The organism is Rhodococcus sp. P4_F3_2, from assembly GCF_056401335.1.
This window is the reverse complement of the sequence record NZ_JBFUJN010000012.1, coordinates 100,844-121,583: the sequence shown is the minus strand read 5'-3', so window position 1 is coordinate 121,583 and position 20,740 is coordinate 100,844. Positions and strand designations below refer to the sequence as shown.

At 64.6% G+C, this 20,740-nt stretch carries 19 protein-coding genes; 15 read left to right on the top strand and 4 right to left on the bottom strand.

Annotated features, from left to right (window positions below; all coding sequences use genetic code 11):
- Positions 1–118: 118 nt before the first annotated feature.
- The 9 genes from AC1DWA_RS14655 to AC1DWA_RS14615 all read left to right on the top strand — a co-directional run bounded on the left by AC1DWA_RS14655 (position 119) and on the right by AC1DWA_RS14615 (position 9,923).
- Positions 119–919: an electron transfer flavoprotein subunit beta/FixA family protein gene (locus AC1DWA_RS14655; protein WP_019747906.1), complete on the top strand. Its 801-nt coding sequence runs from the start codon at positions 119–121 to the stop codon at positions 917–919.
- 48 nt (positions 920–967) lie between these two features.
- Positions 968–1,924: an electron transfer flavoprotein subunit alpha/FixB family protein gene (locus AC1DWA_RS14650; RefSeq protein WP_003944698.1), complete on the top strand. Its 957-nt coding sequence runs from the start codon at positions 968–970 to the stop codon at positions 1,922–1,924.
- A 135-nt stretch (positions 1,925–2,059) separates the two neighbouring features.
- Positions 2,060–2,896, top strand: coding sequence for a GNAT family N-acetyltransferase (locus AC1DWA_RS14645; protein ID WP_477846045.1), 837 nt, complete (start codon positions 2,060–2,062; stop codon positions 2,894–2,896).
- Complete coding sequence (locus AC1DWA_RS14640) at positions 2,896–3,795, top strand: lysophospholipid acyltransferase family protein (protein WP_047890161.1); 900 nt, start codon at positions 2,896–2,898, stop codon at positions 3,793–3,795. Before AC1DWA_RS14645 ends, AC1DWA_RS14640 begins: the two co-directional genes overlap by 1 nt.
- 52 nt (positions 3,796–3,847) lie before the next feature.
- Entirely contained in the window at positions 3,848–5,077 is a 1,230-nt protein-coding gene (locus AC1DWA_RS14635; protein WP_019747909.1) for a cysteine desulfurase family protein, read from the top strand.
- The gene (mnmA, locus tag AC1DWA_RS14630) at positions 5,077–6,189 is read left to right on the top strand and encodes a tRNA 2-thiouridine(34) synthase MnmA (RefSeq protein WP_477846044.1); all 1,113 of its coding nucleotides are present in this window, start codon (positions 5,077–5,079) and stop codon (positions 6,187–6,189) included. The genes AC1DWA_RS14635 and mnmA overlap by 1 nt, the downstream gene beginning before the upstream one ends.
- The gene (locus AC1DWA_RS14625) at positions 6,186–7,208 is read left to right on the top strand and encodes a uroporphyrinogen decarboxylase/cobalamine-independent methonine synthase family protein (protein ID WP_021343883.1); all 1,023 of its coding nucleotides are present in this window, start codon (positions 6,186–6,188) and stop codon (positions 7,206–7,208) included. Before mnmA ends, AC1DWA_RS14625 begins: the two co-directional genes overlap by 4 nt.
- Before the next feature lie 97 nt (positions 7,209–7,305).
- Positions 7,306–9,387 carry an NAD-dependent DNA ligase LigA gene (ligA, locus tag AC1DWA_RS14620; protein ID WP_477846114.1) on the top strand — a complete coding sequence of 694 codons (2,082 nt, stop codon included), beginning with the start codon at positions 7,306–7,308 and terminating at the stop codon, positions 9,385–9,387.
- 47 nt (positions 9,388–9,434) lie between these two features.
- Entirely contained in the window at positions 9,435–9,923 is a 489-nt protein-coding gene (locus AC1DWA_RS14615) for a GNAT family N-acetyltransferase (RefSeq protein WP_477916763.1), read from the top strand.
- Between the two features lie 13 nt (positions 9,924–9,936).
- Here the strand turns inward: AC1DWA_RS14615 and AC1DWA_RS14610 are convergent, their stop codons facing one another.
- Complete coding sequence (locus AC1DWA_RS14610) at positions 9,937–10,587, bottom strand: ACT domain-containing protein (RefSeq protein ID WP_020969299.1); 651 nt, start codon at positions 10,585–10,587, stop codon at positions 9,937–9,939.
- Positions 10,588–10,865: 278 nt separating this feature from the next.
- Here AC1DWA_RS14610 and gatC point away from each other — a divergent pair, with 278 nt between their 5' ends.
- Positions 10,866–11,165, top strand: a complete 300-nt coding sequence (gene gatC / locus AC1DWA_RS14605) for an Asp-tRNA(Asn)/Glu-tRNA(Gln) amidotransferase subunit GatC (RefSeq protein ID WP_003944747.1) — start codon at positions 10,866–10,868, stop codon at positions 11,163–11,165.
- A complete protein-coding gene (gene gatA, locus AC1DWA_RS14600) occupies positions 11,162–12,595 on the top strand; it encodes an Asp-tRNA(Asn)/Glu-tRNA(Gln) amidotransferase subunit GatA (protein WP_477916761.1) in 1,434 nt (477 codons plus the stop codon). Before gatC ends, gatA begins: the two co-directional genes overlap by 4 nt.
- A 32-nt stretch (positions 12,596–12,627) precedes the next feature.
- Here the strand turns inward: gatA and AC1DWA_RS14595 are convergent, their stop codons facing one another.
- Positions 12,628–14,028, bottom strand: a complete 1,401-nt coding sequence (locus AC1DWA_RS14595) for an alpha/beta-hydrolase family protein (RefSeq protein WP_408989210.1) — start codon at positions 14,026–14,028, stop codon at positions 12,628–12,630.
- Complete coding sequence (locus tag AC1DWA_RS14590) at positions 14,025–14,699, bottom strand: hypothetical protein (protein ID WP_029255103.1); 675 nt, start codon at positions 14,697–14,699, stop codon at positions 14,025–14,027. The genes AC1DWA_RS14595 and AC1DWA_RS14590 overlap by 4 nt, the downstream gene beginning before the upstream one ends.
- A gap of 164 nt (positions 14,700–14,863) precedes the next feature.
- On the opposite strand from AC1DWA_RS14590, the gene AC1DWA_RS14585 reads away from it, so the two are divergent.
- The 4 genes from AC1DWA_RS14585 to gatB all read left to right on the top strand — a co-directional run bounded on the left by AC1DWA_RS14585 (position 14,864) and on the right by gatB (position 19,494).
- Positions 14,864–16,138: a sensor histidine kinase gene (locus AC1DWA_RS14585; protein ID WP_047890156.1), complete on the top strand. Its 1,275-nt coding sequence runs from the start codon at positions 14,864–14,866 to the stop codon at positions 16,136–16,138.
- A 9-nt stretch (positions 16,139–16,147) separates the two neighbouring features.
- Positions 16,148–16,810 (top strand): response regulator, encoded by a 663-nt coding sequence (locus tag AC1DWA_RS14580; RefSeq protein WP_007729374.1) that lies wholly within the window; start codon positions 16,148–16,150, stop codon positions 16,808–16,810.
- A 115-nt stretch (positions 16,811–16,925) separates the two neighbouring features.
- Positions 16,926–17,957, top strand: coding sequence for an ATP-dependent 6-phosphofructokinase (locus AC1DWA_RS14575; RefSeq protein WP_019747919.1), 1,032 nt, complete (start codon positions 16,926–16,928; stop codon positions 17,955–17,957).
- A 25-nt stretch (positions 17,958–17,982) separates the two neighbouring features.
- Positions 17,983–19,494 carry an Asp-tRNA(Asn)/Glu-tRNA(Gln) amidotransferase subunit GatB gene (gene gatB / locus AC1DWA_RS14570; protein WP_019747920.1) on the top strand — a complete coding sequence of 504 codons (1,512 nt, stop codon included), beginning with the start codon at positions 17,983–17,985 and terminating at the stop codon, positions 19,492–19,494.
- A gap of 89 nt (positions 19,495–19,583) precedes the next feature.
- Here gatB and AC1DWA_RS14565 read toward each other — a convergent pair whose 3' ends face one another.
- Entirely contained in the window at positions 19,584–20,630 is a 1,047-nt protein-coding gene (locus tag AC1DWA_RS14565) for an NAD(P)-dependent alcohol dehydrogenase (protein ID WP_019747921.1), read from the bottom strand.
- Between the last annotated feature and the right edge of the window lie 110 nt (positions 20,631–20,740).

The following is a 20,740-nucleotide window of genomic DNA, read 5'->3' as shown; positions in this document are numbered from 1 at the left end:
GAGCCGAGAAATTCGCCCGTGGGGAGACCTGTCGGACTCTCTTTTCGGACGCTCGGACTGCGCGAGCACCACAGACGATTTATCAGGTGAATTACACACAGGAGGTCGACGAAGACCCATGACGAATATCGTTGTTTTGATCAAGCAGGTCCCCGACACATGGTCCGAGCGCAAGCTGACCGACGGCGACTACACGCTTGACCGTGAAGCCGCTGACGCAGTCCTCGACGAGATCAACGAGCGCTCCGTCGAAGAAGCACTCCTGATCAAGGAAGCTCAGGGCGGTGAGGTAACGGTGCTGTCCGCAGGTCCCGACCGCGCCACCGACGCTATCCGCAAGGCTCTGTCGATGGGCGCCGACAAGGCCGTCCACATCAACGACCCGGCACTGCACGGCTCCGACGCGATCCAGACCGCATGGACGCTCGCTGCTGCTCTCGGACAGATCACCTTCGAGAACGACGAGCCTGCCGACCTGATCATCGCCGGCAACGAGGCCACCGACGGCCGCGTCGGCGCTGTTCCGGCCATCATCGCCGAGTACCTGGGCATCCCGCAGCTCACGCAGCTGCGCAAGGTCGTCGTCGCCGACGGCAAGATCACCGGTGAGCGCGAGACCGACGAGGGCGTCTTCGGCCTCGAGGCTTCGCTGCCCGCGATCGTCTCGGTCACCGAGAAGATCAACGAGCCGCGCTTCCCGTCCTTCAAGGGCATCATGGCCGCGAAGAAGAAGGAAGTTCTCGTTTACACGCTGGCCGACCTCGGAGTCGACCCGGAGACCGTCGGAGTTGCCAACGCCGGCACCACCGTGACGTCCTCCACCCCGAAGCCCCCCCGTACCGCTGGTGAGCGCATCGCCGACGAGGGAGACGGTGGCACCAAGATTGCCGCTTACCTCGTCAGCAACAAGGTCATCTGATCGCGCCCTTCTAGACATCCAGCAGAAGAACTCAGGGAGAGTTAAGTCATGGCAGAAGTACTTGTGCTCGTAGAGCACGCAGAGGGTGCGCTGAAGAAGGTCAGCACCGAACTCATCACCGCTGCACGCGCACTCGGTGAGCCGTCGGCAGTTGTCGCCGGCCCCGCGGGCACCGCAGCAAAGCTCGCCGACGCTCTGGCAGCAGCCGGAGCCGAGAAGATCTACGTCGCCGAGTCCGACGACATCGACGGCTACCTCGTCACCCCCAAGGTCGACGTTCTCGCCGCTCTGGTCGAGTCCACCAGCCCGGCAGCAGTCATCACCGCAGCCGGCACCGAGGGCAAAGAGGTTGCCGGTCGTCTGGCCGCACGTCTGGGCTCCGGACTGCTGACCGACGTCATCGAGATCAAGGCTGACGGCACCGGCGTCCACTCCATCTTCGGTGGCGCGTTCACCGTCGAAGCCAAGGCCAACGGCGACGTTCCCGTCTACTCGGTTCGTCCGGGTGCAGTCGAGGCTGCTCCGCAGGCCGGCGCAGGCGAGCAGATCACCGTCGAGGTTCCGGCTCAGGACGAGAGTGCCGTCAAGGTCACCTCGCGTGAGCCCATTGTCGGCGGCGACCGCCCCGAGCTCACCGAGGCGTCGGTTGTCGTCTCCGGTGGACGTGGCGTCGGCAGCGCGGACAAGTTCTCCGTCGTCGAAGAGCTGGCCGATTCCCTCGGTGCTGCAGTCGGTGCTTCGCGTGCCGCTGTGGACTCGGGTTACTACCCCGGACAGTTCCAGGTCGGTCAGACCGGTAAGACGGTCTCCCCGCAGCTGTACATCGCGCTCGGCATTTCCGGTGCCATCCAGCACCGCGCCGGCATGCAGACGTCCAAGACCATCGTCGCGGTCAACAAGGACGAAGAGGCACCCATCTTCGAGATCGCCGACTTCGGCATCGTGGGCGACCTGTTCAACGTCGCACCGCAGCTCACCGAAGCTGTGAAGTCCCACAAGGGCTAAAAAGCACAAACTGCTGTGCGCCTTTATCAACCCCCCGCGGTTGATAAAGGCGCACAGTGCTTTATTCACCCGGCCTGCATCGGCATGTCACTTCGTCGATACCGAGACGCCGTTCGCGCTCGATAAACCTTGCGCATGACAATTACGTCAGTCCTTCGCTCCGCGAGTGACAATCTCGGCCGTGAGGTCGCCCAGCCGAGATATTCCCTGATCGTCTCCTCCGACCGCGAGCATCGTGTCGCAGCGCAGCGCCTTCGATACCGAGTGTTCGCCTCCGAGCCAGGCTTCTCCCTCCCGGCGTCGGCCGGGGTCTTCGAACTCGACGCCGACGGCTTCGACGAATTCTGTGATCATCTACTCGTTCGTGACAACATCACCGAGGAGTACGTCGGCTGCTACCGAATGCTGCCGCCGGATTCCGCTGCGGCGGCAGGTGGGTATTACACCGCAACCGAATTCGACATCTCCGCGCTCGATCCGGTGGCGAACAGGATCGTCGAAATGGGTCGCGCGTGCGTCGATCCCGCGCACCGCACCGGATCCGTCCTGAGCCTGATGTGGTCGGGCATTCTGCACTACCTCGAACTGACCGGATACGAGTGGGTGATGGGCTGCGTCTCCGTGCCCATCTTGCCGAGCCCCGATTCAATTGCCGGCGCCGATGTCCGCGGCGTCCGTGACTTCGTGATGAACAAACACGCCAGCCCTGAGTCGCGGCGGGTGACGCCACGAAACTCGGTGGTCCTCGGCGGTCTGACGCTCGACGAGATTGCCTCACCGGAACGCGTGACGATGCCGCCGTTGCTCCGTGGCTACTTGCGGATGGGCGCGATGATCTGCGGGGAACCTGCTCACGATCCTGAGTTCGGTGTGGCCGATTTTGTTGCGCTGCAAGGCCTTCACTCCGCCAACAAGCGCTATCTGGAACGGCTGCGATCGGCGGCCGCCGCACACGAATCGGGGATCGGCTGATGACCGCGACGGTGCCGTACTGGGTGCCGACGAGCCCCTGCGGCGACGGGTGCCTACCTACGGACGCACCCGGTGTGTCGAGTATCACCGTGATGGCCCGCGGGATCATGGTCGGCGCCGCACTGGTGACTGCGCCGGTGCTCTCGGCCGGCTGGCTGCTCCCGCGCACCTGGCGTACGGAGATGCAACGCGGATACTCGCGCGCGTTGCTGCGTTGTCTGGGAATGAAGCTCACGGTCGACGATCAGCGGTTGGGGCGCGCCGAACCGGCGGGCGTGATGGTTGTCGCCGGTCACGTGTCGTGGACCGACGTCCTCGTCGCGAGTGCCGTTGCCCCGGCCAACTTCGTCGCCCGTGCCGACCTGCTCGACTGGGCAGTGCTCGGTGGTCTCGCGCGCCGGATGCGCGTAGTGCCCATCGATCGCGCCCGACTGCGTGAACTTCCCGGAACCGTCGACGTCGTTCGCGAACGACTTCAGCGTGGTGTCCGCGTAATGGTGTTTCCCGAGGGAACGACCTGGTGCGGGCGGGCGTACGGAGGTTTTCGCCCGGCGATGTTCCAAGCTGCCGTCGACGCCGAATGCCCGGTTCAGCCGATGGCGATCCGCTACGAGAACGCCGACGGTTCCCTGTGCACCGGACCGTGCTTTGTCGGCACCGAAACTATCGGTCAGTCCATCCGTCGGATCCTGCGTCAGAAGAACGTCGAGGTGAAGGTCAGGCTGGCTCCGCTCGAGGAGGCAGGGGAGTGTCGAGTCGACCTCGCGCAGCGATGCGAGAGAGCCGTACGTGGCGTCGAAACCATCGATTTGGCAGCTCACGACATCTTCGACCCCGCACCGGAACTCGTGACACAAGCCGTGGGACAAATCGATACCTCCCCGGCAATGACCGCTTAGCCTGCTGAGCGAGGCTGGGCGAACTCTCGTGCTGGGCTATCCTTGTCAAGCCATGACTCTGCCTGCACACAGTGCCCACGCCGGATTTCCGGTGTACCTCGATCATGCCGCCACGACTCCGATGTCGGCAGCCGCTATCGAGGCGATGACCGATACCTTCAAAACCGTGGGCAACGCGTCCTCGCTGCACGGTTCCGGCCGTGCGGCCCGGCGCCGCGTCGAGGAGTCGCGGGAATCGATCGCTGCCAGCCTGGGTGCGCGGCCTTCGGAGGTCATCTTCACCTCCGGCGGAACCGAGAGCGACAATCTCGCGGTCAAGGGCATCTACTGGGCTCGCCGTGACGCCGATCCGCGACGCACTCGCATCCTGGCCAGCTCCGTCGAGCATCATGCGGTGCTCGACGCCGTCGAGTGGCTCGAGCAGCACGAGGGCGCGCGCGTGACGTGGTTGCCGGTCGACGAGAACGGTGTCGTCGACCCGCAGACCTTGCGCGACGAGCTTTCCGTCCACGCCGACGAGGTAGCACTCGTGACGGTGATGTGGGCCAACAACGAGGTCGGCTCCATCATGCCGATCGTGGAGTTGGCGGAGATTTCGGCTGAGTTCGAGATTCCGATGCACAGCGACGCGGTTCAGGCCGTTGCGCAATTGCCGGTCGATTTCGCGGCGAGCAAGTTGTCCGCGCTGAGCATCGCGGCGCACAAGTTCGGTGGTCCGCACGGCGTCGGCGCACTGCTGCTCGGACGCCAGGTTCCGTGTGTGCCGCTCCTTCACGGCGGCGGACACGAACGTGATCTGCGTTCGGGCACTCCGGATACTGCGGGCGTTGTCGGGATGGCTGCGGCGCTGCGCGCAAACGTCGAGAACTTCGATTCCAGCACAAGGGAATTGGCGCAGTTGCGTGACCGTTTGATCGACGGAGTCCTGGAGATTCTTCCCGAGTCGGTGCTCAACGGCCCGACCGGATCCGATCGGCTTCCCGGTAACGCGCACTTCACCTTCCCCGGCTGCGAGGGCGATTCGTTGCTGATGCTGCTCGACGCAGCCGGTATCGAATGTTCCACCGGTTCGGCTTGCACCGCCGGTGTGGCCAGAGCCAGCCATGTCTTGATCGCGATGGGCGTCGAATCGCCCGTCGCGCGTGGCTCACTGAGATTTTCGCTCGGACATACGTCGAGTGTCACCGATGTGGACGCGCTGATCGCTGCGCTTCCACAAGTAGTAGAGCGCGCTCGGGCCGCCGGTCTTGCCGGTGCCGGTTCGCGTGGAGGGGATCGCTGATGCGAGTACTCGCAGCCATGAGCGGAGGTGTCGACTCCGCTGTCGCCGCCGCCCGCGCTGTTGCCGCCGGACATGACGTCGTCGGCGTTCATCTTGCGCTGTCCACGGCGCCGGGTGCATTGCGGACGGGTTCGCGTGGATGCTGTTCGAAGGAAGATGCCGGCGACGCCAGGCGCGCTGCCGACGTCCTCGGAATACCCTTCTACGTCTGGGATTTCGCCGATCGCTTCAAGGAAGACGTGATCGACGACTTCGTGGCGTCGTACGCAGCGGGTGAGACCCCCAATCCGTGCCTGCGGTGCAACGAGAAGATCAAGTTCACCGCACTGGCCGACCGTGCGGTCGCTCTCGGCTTCGATGCCGTGGCGACCGGTCACTACGCGCGCCTCGAAGGCGGCGTCCTGCGCCGGGCGGTCGACGCGGACAAGGATCAGTCGTATGTCCTCGGTGTGCTGACGGCTGATCAGCTTTCGCGCGCGATGTTCCCGATCGGTGACACACCGAAAGAACAGATCCGCGAGGAAGCCGCCGAGCGCGGTCTGGCTGTGGCGAACAAGCCTGACAGCCATGACATCTGCTTCATCCCGACCGGCGATACCCGAGCATTCCTGGGTGCGCGCATCGGCGTTCGTCCCGGAAGCGTCGTCGACGCCGATTCGGGTGAGGTCCTCGCTGCACACGACGGCGTACACGGCTTCACGATCGGACAGCGCAAGGGGCTCGGCGTCGAAGGTCCCGCAGGTGACGGCCGTCCGCGGTACGTGACCGCGATCGAGCCCGAAACCGGAACGGTGCGAGTCGGTTCGGCCAAGAATCTCGACGTCTGGGCCATCTCGGCCCAGCGCGCGATCTGGACCTCGGGCCAGGCGCCGGAAGGCCCCGTCGAGTGCATGGTGCAGGTTCGTGCGCACGGCGGACTGGCGCAGGCCGTCGCCGAGGCCGTCGACGACGGTACTTCGGGCGGCGGCATCTCCATTTCGTTGCGCGAACCACTGACCGGCGTCGCGAAGGGCCAGGCCGTCGTGCTGTATCGCCCCGACAGCGAACTGGGCGACCAGGTTCTCGGCAGTGGCACCATCTCCGGCACCGAATCCGAGCCGAACGCACTGTGACACAGCAGGTTTCCATCGGTGGCCTCGTCACCGGAATCGGATCCTGGCCGGGCACGGACGCCCGCGAAAGCGCCGCAACCATCCTTGGTGAACTGGGCGGTTTCCCACACCTGGTGGAGTTGCCGAGCCGCGGTCTCGGCGCTGACATGGTCGGCCGAGCAGGCGCGATTCTGGTCGACATCAACCTCGACGCCTCGACCCGCGCCTATCGCGTCGTGCCTCGGCGGGGCAACGTCGCGAAGCGAGCCGAGGACTTCCTGAATCAGGATCTCGACGCACTCGAGGAAGCCTGGGAATCGGCCCGTCTGGTCGGCGGAGACCACGTGATCAAGCTTCAAGCTGCCGGCCCGCTGACACTCGGCGCCGAGATCGAGGTTGCAAACGGTTCGCGAGTTCTCGTCGACCGTGGGGCACTCCGGGACATCGCCGAATCACTTGGTGAGGGGCTCGCGCGCCACGCCGCCGAGGTCACTCGTCGTACCGGTGCCCGAGTGGTGATCCAATTGGACGAGCCGCAGATCGCGGCAGTGCTGGCCGGTTCACTACCCGGGCGCACCAAGATGGAGAGCGTTCCGGCTCTGCCGGAACCCGAGGCGCTCGCCGTTCTCGACTCGACGATCAGCGGTTGCGGATTGCCCACAATCGTCCACAGTTGCGGCGCCGACATGCCGTGGGATCTGCTGAGGCGAAGCCAGGCGTTCGGCGTGAGCTTCGACATGTCGCTCATCGGCTCACGTGATCTGGACGGCATCGGCCAGTTGTTCGACGCCGGCAAGGAATTGGCGCTCGGTCTGGTTCCTTCCGCCCCGCCGGAAAAGCCGGTGACGTGGAAAGAGTGCGCGATGCCCGCCGTCACCCTGATCGATCGTCTCGGATTCTCGCGTGAACTCCTGCAGAACCAGGTCGCGGTAACCCCAAGCTGTGGTCTTGCGGGTGCGAGCCTCGAGTGGAGTCGAGCCGCCCTTCGGCTGTGCACAGACGTCGGCAAGGCATTGGTGGACGATCCGTCGGCGTTCTGATGTGTTGCGTTCTGATGTGTTGCGTTCTGACGTGGAGTCGTGTGGTGTGTCGGTGTGAACCGATAATCTTCTAGCTGTGACTGATACCGCGGATGCAATGCAGCCAGCGCCCAACGAGGCGCGCGAGCAGTGGACGGAGCTGGCCGAAGAGGTACGCCAGCATCAGTTCCGCTACTACGTTCGTGACGCGCCCGTCATTTCGGACGGTGCATTCGACACATTGCTCGGGCAGCTCAATGCTCTCGAAGAGCAGTACCCGGATCTGCGAACTCCCGACTCTCCGACGCAACTCGTCGGCGGCGGATTCGCGACGGACTTCACGTCCGTCGATCACCTCGAGCGGATGCTCAGCCTCGACAACGTCTTCGACGAGTCCGAACTCCGCGGATGGATCGCCAAGGTAGAGCAGGAAACCGGGCCGGAACTGCACTATCTCTGCGAAGTGAAAATCGACGGTGTCGCGCTCAATCTCGTCTACGAGAACGGCAAACTCGTGCGTGCGGCAACCCGCGGCGACGGTCGTACGGGCGAGTTGGTCACTCTCAATGCCCTGACGATCAACGACATCCCGGAGCGGCTCACCGCCACGGACGAATTCCCGATTCCAACCTTGCTCGAGGTGCGAGGAGAGGTGTTCTTCCGCCTCGAGGACTTCGCGGCACTCAATGCCTCCCTCGTGGAGGAGGGTAAGGCGCCGTTCGCCAATCCGCGCAACTCTGCGGCGGGCTCCCTGCGTCAGAAGAATCCTGCCGTCACCGCGCGTCGTCGCCTCGGCATGATCTGCCACGGGTTCGGGCGCATGGAAGGTTTCGAGCCGGCTTCGCAGTACGACGCCTACGTGGCCCTCTCCGCCTGGGGGCTGCCGGTGTCCACGCACACCTCGCGGGTGGTCGGCGCCGACGCCGTGGTCGAAAAGATGAAGTACTGGGGAGAACATCGCCACGACGTCGAGCACGAGATCGACGGGTTGGTGGTCAAGGTCGACGAGATGTCGTTGCATCGACGTCTGGGCACCACGTCTCGCGCACCGCGGTGGGCGATCGCATACAAGTACCCGCCGGAAGAGGTCACGACCAAGCTCCTCGACATCCGGGTCAGTGTCGGCCGCACGGGTCGCGTGACGCCGTTCGCGTACATGGAACCCGTCACGGTAGCGGGTTCCACTGTGTCCTTGGCCACGCTGCACAACGGATCCGAGGTCAAGCGCAAGGGTGTGCTGATCGGCGACACCGTGGTGTTGCGTAAGGCCGGAGATGTGATTCCCGAGGTCCTCGGACCCGTGGCAGACGTGCGTGACGGTACCGAGCGCGAGTTCGTCATGCCGACGCATTGCCCCGAGTGCGGCACGTTGTTGGCACCCGCGAAAGAGGGCGACGTCGACGTGCGATGCCCTAATCAGCAGTACTGCCCGGCGCAGTTGCGCGAGCGCGTGTTCCACGTCTCGGGGCGCGGAGCATTCGACATCGAGGTGCTCGGTTACGAGGCCGCGACCGGGCTGCTGGAGGCGAAGGTCATCGGTGACGAGGGCGATCTCTTTTCACTCGACGCCGAGAAACTGATCGAGGTTCCCATCTTCCGCACCAATGCGGGAGCACTGTCTGCCAACGGAAAACGCTTGCTGGCCAACCTGGATTCGGCCAAGGACAAGCCGCTGTGGAGAGTGCTTGTGGCACTGTCGATTCGGCACGTCGGCCCCACTGCCGCGAGGGCGTTGGCCGGCGAATTCGGTTCGCTGCAACGTATTCGGGAAGCGTCGGTCGACGAGTTGGCTGCAGTCGACGGTGTCGGATCCACAATCGCCGCCGCTGTCGTGGAGTGGTTCTCCGTCGACTGGCACCAGCAGATCGTCGACAAGTGGGCTTCGGCCGGAGTGCGTATGGAGGACGAGCGAGACGACTCGATTCCGCGCAATCTCGAGGGTCTCTCGATCGTCGTCACCGGTTCGCTCGAGACGTACTCGCGAGATCAGGCGAAGGAAGCGATTTTGGTGCGCGGCGGTAAGGCGGCTGGGTCGGTCTCGAAGAAGACTGCGTTTGTCGTCGTCGGTGAAGCGCCCGGTTCCAAGCATGACAAGGCAGTCGAATTGGGTGTGCCGGTGCTCGACGAAGACGGCTTCCGGCGGTTGCTCGAAGATGGCCCGGATGCGGTTGCTCCCACCGATTTGGACGAATCAGAGTGACTTTGTCCGATTTCTGAGATTGGTGTGCTGGGTGCGATAGTGACGCCATGATCGAGATTCGTGAAGTTCTACCGGCTGAGTTCGAGACCGTCGGGGAACTGACTGTGCAGTCGTACGTGGGTGGCGGATTTGTCGCCGGCGGATCGCCGTACGCGGAGCGCCTGCGAGACACCGCAACTCGGGTGGAGCAGGGGCGGGTGCTGGTTGCCGTTCTCGGCGAAGAGGTCGTGGGTTCTTTGACGATCGCCGAACCCGGCACGCCCTTCGCGGATGTTGCGCAGAAGGGCGAACTCGAGTTCCGCATGCTCGCGGTCTCGCCGCAGGCTCGGGGATCGGGCGCCGGAACCGCATTGGTTCGCGCAGTGATCGCCGAAGCCTACGACCGAGGCGATCACTCGGTGGTCATCTCGACGCAGCCCGAGATGGTCGATGCTCGTCGCATCTACGACCGCAACGGGTTCGTCCCCGATCCCGAGCGCGCGTGGGAGCYGATTCGCGGTATGGAGCTGACGGTCATGGTTCGCGGTCTGGCCTGATTACCCAGCCTGGTCAGCCCAGCACTGTCGCGACGATTCCGGCGAGATAGCCGAGGCGGGCTATCTCCGAAGGGCGAAATTCGGGTCCTCCGGGACGACCGAGCATGAGGACGCGATTGCCGGAGCCGAGCGGTGCGGCAGCGAGGCTGGTGTTCATCTCTCGCCAGACGTCCGGAACCCAGTCGGCCTCGCCGTCGAGGGCGGTGGGCTTGTCCAGTGGCATCCACGGAATGTCGGTGGCATGGGTTTCCGGCGCGCCGGCGCTACCGACGACGCGGTACGCACCGTGCTTGCCGATGTCCGCGACGACGCACCAGCCGACTCGCAGTACACGCGGCGCGCCGTCGACGAGGACCTGTAGTCGATCGTTTCGGGCTGTCGCAACGGAATCGATGAGTTCGAGCTCACGATGGGTGTCGAGAATCCCGGCGTAGGGGCGGATCGAATCGACCAGCACGTCGGGCAGATGCTCGGCAGCGGTGATCAAGGTGTCGGGCAGTGCGCCCGGTTCGACGTCGACCACGAGGTCGTCGATGGCAAAACCGTCGCCTCGCTCCACGACGTCGAGGGAGAGGATGTCTGCGCCCACGGATCCGAGAGCTACGGCGAGCGCGCCGAGGCTGCCGGGTCGGTCGGGCAGTTGGACGCGAAGCAGGTACGACACGTGCGTGCCTTTCGCTGATCGGTTCTCGCCCGGATCACGTCGACCCGGGCCACACCCATCTTTGCACTTGCTCAGCACGCGTTGGTGGGCGCCGCGGCGGGGTCACACCGGGTGCACATGCTTGTCACACGAGCGAAACACGAGGTGGATTCGACGTGGCGGTGGACACAGTAGGCGTGCGTACCGGTCGACACAGCAGGCGTGCTTACAGGTCTGTCGCGGCGAGGAACTAGGCTGGACCGGCAATGTTCACGTCCTCTTCCGAAAGGGGCCCCGCGGTGCCTGCCATCTCCCGTGACGAGGTCGCGCACCTCGCGCGGCTGTCCAGACTCGCCCTGTCCGATGCCGAACTCGACGAGTTCGCCGGTCAGTTGGATTCGATTCTCAACCACGTCAAGGTGGTCACCGAGGTTGCGGCCGACGACGTCCCGCCCATGGCGAACCCCAATGCCGTCACCAACGTGACGCGCCCCGACGTGATCGTGCCCGGGTTGACCCCCGAGCAGGCATTGTCCGGAGCACCCGCAGTCGAACAGGATCGCTTTGCGGTTCCGCAGATCCTTGGAGAGGGCGAATGACCGATCTGACCACGCTGGACGCCGCTGAGCTGGCCGGCAAGATCCACTCGCGTGAGGTGTCCTCGGTAGAGGTCACGCAGGCGCATCTCGACCGCATCGCTGCCGTCGACACCGAGTACCACGCCTTCCTGCACGTTGCCGGTGAACAGGCTCTCGAAGCCGCCGCAGCAGTGGACAACTCGCTCGCAGGCGGAAACGAACCCGCTTCGGCACTCGCCGGAGTTCCGATTGCGTTGAAGGACATCTTCACCACGACGGACATGCCGACCACCTGTGCGTCGAAGATTCTCGAAGGCTGGGTTGCGCCGTACGACGCGACCCTGACGAGCAAGCTTCGCGCTGCGGGCATCCCGATCCTCGGCAAGACGAACCTCGACGAATTTGCGATGGGCTCCTCCACGGAGAACTCCGCATTCGGTCCGACGCGTAACCCGTGGGATGTCACCCGCATCCCCGGCGGATCCGGTGGTGGTAGCGCTGCAGCGCTCGCGTCCCGTCAGGCCCCGTTGGCCATCGGCACCGACACCGGCGGTTCGATCCGTCAGCCCGCTGCGGTCACCGCGACGGTCGGAACCAAGCCGACGTACGGAACTGTCTCGCGCTTCGGGCTCGTCGCGTGCGCCTCCTCGCTCGATCAGGGTGGCCCCTGTGGTCGCACCGTGCTCGACACCGCTCTGCTGCACGAGGTCATCGCCGGACACGATCCGCGTGACTCCACGTCCATCGACGCCCCCGTGCGTCCGGTGGTCGCTGCGGCACGTGAGGGTGCAGCCGGGGACCTGCGCGGCGTCAAGGTCGGTGTGGTCAAGGAACTTCACTCCGACAGCTACCAGCCCGGCGTCATCGCTTCCTTCGACGCTGCTGTCGAGCAACTCAAGGCTTTGGGCGCCGAAGTTGTCGAGGTTTCGTGCCCGAGCTTCGAGCACGCGCTCGCGTCGTACTACCTGGTGCTGCCCAGTGAGGTCTCGTCCAACCTGGCCCGCTTCGACGCCATGCGCTACGGACTGCGCGTCGACGAAGGCAACATGAGTGCCGACCAGGTCATGGCGGCAACCCGCGCCGCCGGTTTCGGCCCGGAGGTCAAGCGCCGCATCATGATCGGTACCTACGCACTGTCCTCGGGCTACTACGACGCCTACTACGGTTCGGCGCTCAAGGTTCGTACCCTCATCGCACGCGATTTCGACAAGGCCTACGAGAAGGTAGACGTACTGGTCTCGCCGACCAGCCCGTTCACGCCGTGGAAGTTGGGGGAGAAGGTCGGCGATCCGTTGGCCATGTACCTCTCCGACCTGTGCACGCTGCCGACCAACCTGGCCGGACACTGCGCGATGTCGGTGCCATCGGGTCTGTCCGCGGACGACAACCTGCCGGTGGGCTTGCAGATCATGGCGCCCGCCATGGCTGACGAGCGCCTGCGCCTTTATTAACCCCCCGCGGTTAATAAAGGCGCACAGCAGTTTCAGGAGCAAGTCCCCAAAGCTGTCCCCTGATCGGTTCCGTAGCGGTGGCCGTGACCGGCGGGTACACCGAGCGAACCGAGCATGTCGACGGTGGTCTGCAAGAACGTGACGCCCGGGATCCACTGCGGGATCGGGCCGTCCTGCACGGCACGGCTCAGATCCGGCTTCTGCGTCGCGAGGGCGGGGGACCACCACACCACCGGGTCGGACGTGTTCGCGAGGACGGTTGCGCCGTCCGTTCGTGTCGCGCCGGCCGGGGGACCGGCCCACAACACGTCGCACGGGACGGTGGCACTGCTCTCGGACAGAGCCTCGGTCAGTGCGGCGCTGCCGCCGACGGCGCCGAGGCTCTGTCCGTAGAGGAACAGGTCCGGTCGCTCTTCGGCAGGCATCGCGGCAATGTGGCTTCCGACAGCTGTGAACAGGGCGGTGGCTGATTCTTCGGCGTCGTCGCGGCTGAACAGGAATGTCGCCCAACTGGGTGCGTCGGAGTATTGCTGTCCGACTATCGCGACGTCTCCGCCGAACCGTTGCTCGATACCGTCGACTGCGTGGGTGTCGATCCAGCCCGAGCCGGTCGGAACGGCCACCACGACGCTGTTGCGGGCGAAGCCGCCGACGCGATCGAGCTCACTCACGGCGAGAGCGGCACGCGATGCGGCATCGGGTGCGGAATCCACACCGGCGTAGACGCGCACCGAGTCTTCGCCTGCAGCAACGAACTTGCGTCCCTCCGCGCCCATCGAGGTCCACGAGATGAGCGATTCGGAGCTGCCTGTCGCGGAGGTCGAAAGTGGCTGTGTCAGAGCGGTGTCGATGTACGCGTTGGACTTGTCGAACGAATCGGCGAGACCGTTCCAGACGGCGGGACCGACGACCAACTGCACGCCGAGGACTCCCATGACCAGTGCGCCCACGCTCCGCGCGAAACCCATCCACCGCAGCGCCTTCGAAAGTCCGACCCCGAGGCCCCAGAGTGCAAGGGCGGTCAGCGAGGCAATGCACCCCGCCTCCACCCAGTGGATCAGCCCGGCAGGCGGTGCGCCCATCGCTGCTCGCAGCGAGTTCTGCCAACCGGCGGCGGCGAACATCGCAACTGCGGTGCCGGCAGTCGACAACCCGAACGCGGTGATGCGCCAATGACGTTCGTCGAATCGGGCCTTGACCCGGTCGGGGACGAGCCGACGGGCTACCGCGGAGAACGCCCACATCGCCAGTAGTCCGATCGCGACGAGCAGACCGCTGAACACCCCTTGGAGTACGGCTGATCTCGGCAGCAGTCCAGGGGCAAGTGAGACGGCGGACATCGCTGCCACGGCGACGCTCGCGGACACCCGGGGGAGTGCGAGCGCCCCGACTCGGGCGAGGACGGGGGTCCGTGACGCATTCAGAACGCTCATGCTGCAATCGCTTTCGGGGAGAAGGAGAACTCGTTCGACGGATCGAGGCGCCGCGATCGCATCAGGGTGAAGCCGAGGGCGGAAACTGCCAGAACTCCGGCCGTGCCGTAACCGAACCCCGATTCCGCGACCGGAGTCAGATAGCTTTGGCGCCAAGAGTTTCCGTTCACCGCTGTGACGGCGACATCGGCCATCGCGAAGCAATACCCACGTGAGAGAAAGGACGTGCGGTCTTCACAGGCCGCATGCATTCGCTCGTCGAGCTGACCGTCGAGGACCTGGCGGGCCCACGGCCCCAGTTCCGTTCCGTGCGAATGCGCGTAGCGGAGTAGGTCGTACCCGAGATCGTGTGCTTTGCAGGCCGAGTCGAATTCGTCGGGAAGCGGAATCGGTGACGAGCAGTCGCCGTGGGGGTTGGCGAGGTATCCGTCGACGACGGTAGGCGTGTAGCCGGCAAATGCGGCGAAATCCGACGGGATGGTGGTCGCAGCATCAGAGGCATCCGCGGTAGTCACAGTGGCGATCGCCCTGGATGCGTTCGAATTCTCGGTGCGCGGCGGCTCGGCTCCGCTCGCTCCGGCAGTGACGGTGATCGCTGCCGTTGCCGCAAGCGCCAGGGCAGCCCAGGTGCCGGCGCTTCGAGAGAGGTCTTTCACTCGTGTGATCCGCATGCCGTTCACGCTATGAACGGACAATCCTGGCGGTCATCGCTCTGGAGAGGGGTTCTCCGACGTGCGATCGGGTGAGAATTCCCTCCCCTGTGATACCTCGGAGGTAGGGGGATCTCACTCTGCAGTATGAGGACTTTCCGGGTTCGCCTTCATAGGCTTGACGGGTGATCAAGGTCCGAAGGAAGAACAGAGGCGCACCGGGTGTGCCCGCGCCGACATACACCACTGCCGGGTCGGTGCTGTCCGGCCTCGACGGGGCGGTCGTACATTCGGAGAAGGTGCGCCGGGCAACCAGTTTCGTGGCCCGCGGTCAGTTCTGGAACATCGTCATCGTAGTGATCACTCTGATCCTCTATTCGATTGCCTGGCCGACACTGCAACTGACGCATCATGTTTCGCCACCGATCATGCCGTTCGTCGCCGCGTTGGCCGCCTTTCCGTTTGTCCTGATCCGGATCAACGCTCCATTGGGGTGGGCGGTGTCGGCGGTGTCGGCACTGATCATCCCGTTGGTGTTCGACAACACGACTGGTTACGACTACCCGTGGCAGGTCGTCCACATCATCGTGCTGATGTCGTTGCTCGCCGCGGTGAGTCTGCGGGCGCCCATTCAGGTTGTCGGCGTCGCCTGGATCGCCACGGTGCTGCTTTTCCTCGGCAACGCTCCGGGAAGCGACGGAGCCGGTTGGGCCGTCGGGCTGAGCGCCCTGGTGGTCTTCTGCCTGCTGATCCGCTGGTTGGTTCTCTCGCGCCGTCAGTTGGCCAAGCAGGAGGAAGTCAGTGAACTCGAACGCACACGGCGCACGATCCTCGAGGAGAAGGCGCGGATCGCCCGGGACTTGCACGACATCGTGGCCCACCACATGTCGATGGTGGTCGTGCAAGCGCAGAGTGCGCCGTACCGACTCGATGCGGTCACTCCCGAGATCCGGACCGAATTCGAATCGATAAGTGAGACAGGGCGAGCAGCGCTCAACGAGATTCGTGGTCTCCTCGGAGTGCTGCGCAGCGACGGTGACTCCGTGGTGACGGCCCCGCAACCGGGCGTCGATCAGTTGGACGAACTGCTGCTCGGCAGTACCCGTGCGGGACTTCCGGTGTCGTGGCGAGTCGACGGAGATCGAGCGTCGGTCTCGGAATCCACGGGCCTTGCGCTCTACCGGATCATTCAGGAGTCGATTACCAATGCGGCCAGGCATTCACCAGGCGGACCCATCGAGGTCGCCGTGGCGTTCGGCCCGCAATCGGTGAGCGCGCTCGTGAACAACGGGCCTTCGCCATTGGGTGGCAATCAGCACTCGGCGTCGGAAACCACTGGTGGCAATGGAATACGCGGAATGCGTGAGCGGGCTTCGGCGGTGGGCGGCATGCTGTTGGCAAACCGGCGCGAGGACGGAGGGTTCGAGGTCCGGGCCGAGTTGCCGTCGATGCCCGCCTAGGCTGTCCGAGTGCCCATCACAGTATTCATCGCAGACGACCAGGCGATGGTTCGACAAGGGTTCGGAGCCCTACTCTCCGCCCAGCCAGACATCAGCGTGATCGGCGATGCGCCGGACGGCAAGATCGCCGTCGCCGAGGTCGCGCGATTGCGTCCGGACGTGGTGTTGATGGATGTTCGCATGCCCGAGATGAACGGACTCGACGCTGCCCGCCAGATTCTGTCCGCAGGATGGGAACCGCCGGTGCGAGTCCTCATGCTCACCACTTTCGACATCGACGACTACGTCTACGAGGCCCTGAGCGTCGGAGCGAGCGGGTTCATGCTCAAGGACGCACCGGCTGAGGAACTGATTCGGGCGGTACGCGTCGTCGCCGAAGGGCAGGCCTTGCTGGCGCCGACGGTGACGCGTCGCCTGATTGCCGATGTGACCAGCCGGCGGGCCGCACCGCGCGCACGGCCCGCAGCGCTCGATGCGCTGACCCCGCGTGAGCGCGAGGTCCTCGAACTGATCGCCCGCGGATTGTCCAACGTCGAGATTGCCGAGCGGCTGTTCGTCGCCGAGCAGACCGTCAAGACCCATGTCGGGAAGGTGCTGTCCAAGCTCGATCTGCGCGATCGCGCCCAGGCAGTCGTGTTGGCGTACGAAAGCGGGCTCGTCACGCCGGGTTAGGGGTCCCGTGCGGCGCGGCGTTGCGGCTCGGCAACGCCGCTATCCTGCGGCAATACGGTGACTGGGGGAAGATGGACACCAAGATCCACAATCCGGTCACGAGAGGTGCTGCACTATGCGAATCGGAATCCTCACGGGCGGCGGCGACTGCCCGGGCTTGAACGCGGTCATCCGCGCCGTCGTACGTACGTCGGCCGGTCGTTACGGCAGTACCGTGGTTGGATTCCGGGACGGCTGGCGAGGATTGCTCGAGGACCGCAAGGTCCCGCTCGACTCCGATGACCGCATCAACCGCATCCTCACCCGCGGCGGCACGATCCTCGGCACCGCTCGCGTGAACCCCGACAAACTCCGTGCGGGCCTCGATCAGATCAAGCAGACCCTCGACGACAACGGGATCGACGTCCTGATCCCGATCGGCGGCGAAGGCACACTCACCGCGGCCAGTTGGCTTTCCGAGAGCGGCGTACCCGTGATCGGTGTGCCCAAGACGATCGACAACGACATCGATTGCACTGACGTGACTTTCGGTTTCGACACCGCCTTGGCTGTCGCCACCGACGCCATCGACAGACTCCACACCACGGCTGAATCGCATCAGCGCGTCATGCTCGTCGAGGTGATGGGCCGGCACGCGGGCTGGATCGCGCTGCAAGCCGGACTGGCGTCGGGGGCACACCTGACTCTGGTTCCGGAACAGCCGTTCGACGTCGACGAGGTGTGCGCGATGGTCAAGAAGCGCTTCCAGCGTGGCGACTCCCACTTCATCTGCGTCGTGGCTGAAGGTGCGATGCCCGATCCCGCGTCGATGACTCTGCGCGAAGGTGGCATCGACGAGTTCGGCCACAAGATCTTCACCGGTGTCGCGCAGCAGCTCGGAAACGAGATCGAGCGCCGGATCGGCAAGGAAGTTCGCACCACCGTCCTCGGGCACATTCAGCGCGGTGGCACCCCGACGCCGCACGACCGCATCCTCGCCACTCGCTTCGGCGTTCATGCCACCGATGCAGCTCACCGCGGAGATTTCGGTCAGATGGTCGCGTTGCACGGAACGTCCATCGACCTCGTTCCGCTCGCCGAGGCGACCCGCAAACTCAAGACGGTGCCCAAGGAGCGCTACGAGGAGGCAGCCGCATTCTTCGGCTGAGCCGCAGACGCATAAACTGATCACCATGACTGCTGTCGATGCGCCCGACATCCTCGATTACGACGAAGTACTGACCAAGTACGAGCCTGTGATGGGTATGGAGGTGCACGTAGAACTCGGCACCGCGACCAAGATGTTCTGCCCGTGCCCCACCGAGTTCGGTGCCGAACCCAATACCCAGGTGTGCCCGGTCTGTCTGGGCATGCCCGGTTCGTTGCCAGTGGTGAACGCCGCCGCTGTCGAGTCCGCGATCCGGATCGGCCTTGCGCTCAACTGCTCCATCACGCCTTGGGGCCGATTCGCACGCAAGAACTACTTCTACCCGGATCAGCCGAAGAACTACCAGATTTCCCAGTACGACGAGCCGATCGCAACCGAGGGATACCTCGACGTGATCCTCGACGACGGGACGACGTGGCGTGTCGACATCGAGCGCGCACACATGGAGGAGGACACCGGTAAGTCCCTCCACGTCGGTGGCGCTACCGGCCGTATCCACGGTGCGAGCCACTCACTGCTCGACTACAACCGTGCGGGTGTGCCGCTGGTGGAGATCGTCACCAAGACCATCCACGGTGCCGGTGAGCGCGCACCCGAGGTTGCCCGCGCCTACGTGACTGCGCTTCGTGATCTGCTCAAATCACTCGACGTCTCGGACGTGCGGATGGATCAGGGATCGATGCGCTGCGACGCCAACATCTCGCTGATGCCGATCGGCGCCAAGGAACTCGGAACGCGTACCGAGACCAAGAACGTCAACTCCCTCAAGAGCGTCGAGGTCGCAGTTCGCTACGAAATGCGCCGTCAGGCAGCAGTTCTCGACGCCGGCGGCGAGGTCATCCAGGAGACCCGCCACTTCCAGGAAGCCGACGGCACCACGGCCGCCGGACGCCGCAAGGAAACGGCCGAGGATTACCGCTACTTCCCGGAACCGGATCTCGAGCCTGTTGCTCCGAGCGCCGAGTGGGTCGAAGAACTGCGCGGCACCTTGCCGGAGCTTCCCTGGATTCGCCGCGCGCGGATCCAGAAGGACTGGGGAATCTCCGACGAGGTCATGCGTGACCTCGTCAACGCCGGCGCCATCGATCTGGTGATTGCGACCACCGAGGCCGGTGCTTCGCCCGAGGCAGCGCGCTCCTGGTGGCTGTCCTACCTGTCGCAGCAGGCCAACACCCGCGGCGTCGAACTCGGCGCTCTGCCGATCACCCCGGCGCAGGTTGCGCAGGTCGTAGCTCTCATCGACAGCGGCAAGCTCAACAACAAGGTCGCTCGCCAGGTCGTCGATCACGTCCTCGACGGCGAGGGTGACCCGGAGCAGGTTGTCGCGGCCCACCCGGAGCTGGTCGTCGAACGTGACGAAACCAAGCTCAAGGCAGCCGTCGACGAAGCACTCGCGGCCAACCCTGACATCGCGGACAAGATCCGCAGTGGCAAGGTCCAGGCCGCCGGAAAGATCGTCGGCGACGTCATGAAGGCCACCCGAGGACAGGCAGACGCGGCTCGTGTGAAGGAACTTGTCATCGAGGCGTGCAGCTAGCGCACACTGAATTTCTGACACTGATGCCCGGCCGAATCGAATTCGGCCGGGCATCAGTGTTTTTCCGCTGTCGTTTTGCCGCTGTCGGTCTACAGACCAGGGACCACAACCGCACGGCCGCTGAGCGTTCCGGCAGCCAGTCGTCGATACGCTTCGGCACCGTTGTCGAGACTGAAGGTCTCCACCGCGATGTCGAAGATGCCGGCGTGGGCGAGGTCGATCAATTCGATCAACTCGTTGCGGGCACCCCAATACGGAACTGTCACCGAAGCCTCGTAAGGACTTTGGAAGAACCCGACTTTGGCGTGGGCCTGGCCGTCCCCGATCCCGACGATCGTGACGTCTGATCCGACGCCGGCGACAGCCATCGCGGTGTCGATGGTGGGCTGGTAGCCGACGAAGTCGAGAACCAGTGCGGCGCCTTGACTTCCAGTGATCTTGCGGACGTTCTCGGCCGCGTCCTTGTCGGACAGAACCACTTCGTGAGCGCCTACCTTGGTTGCCAGTTCGAGCTTGTCCGCGCTCACGTCCAAAGCGATGACCGTTGCCGCCGAGAGGTGACGGAGGAGCTGAATAGCGACGTGGCCGAGACCGCCGGTACCAATGACAACCGCGAACGAGCCTCCGCGAAGTTTCGGCAGAGAACGCTTGATCGCGTGATACGGCGTCAGACCGGCGTCGGTCAGCGGCACCGTCTTGACCGGGTCGAGGTCACCGATCGGGACAAGGTGGCGAGGAGAATCGACGATCATGAACTCGGCCAACGCGCCGGGTGCACCGAGACCGGGAGGATTGATTCCGAGTTCTTGGGCGCGAGAGCAATAGTTCTCGAGTCCTTGTGAGCAGTGCCAACAGTTGCCGCAACCCCAAGGCCCGTAGACGACGACATTGGTTCCGATGTCGAGACCTTCGACACCCTCGCCGACGGCGGCGACCTTGCCTGCGCCTTCGTGGCCGAGCGTGAGCGGAAGGCCGTAGGTGTACTGCTCTTCGGGCAGGCTCATGATGAAGTCGTCCGAGTGGCAGACGCCGGCAGCGGTGACTTCCAGGAGCACTTCACCTGGACCGGGCTCGGGTTTGGGAATCTCCGTGAGTTCGGGTTCCGCGCCGATTCTCGTGTACTGGATTGCCTTCATACCGACTCCTTTGTCGTGGTTGGCCAACCGCTCCTGGCACATGCGGGGTGTTTAGCCCCGCTAACAAAAGAGTACGCATCTGTGCATGTTCGGTCACGGGATCCGTGACC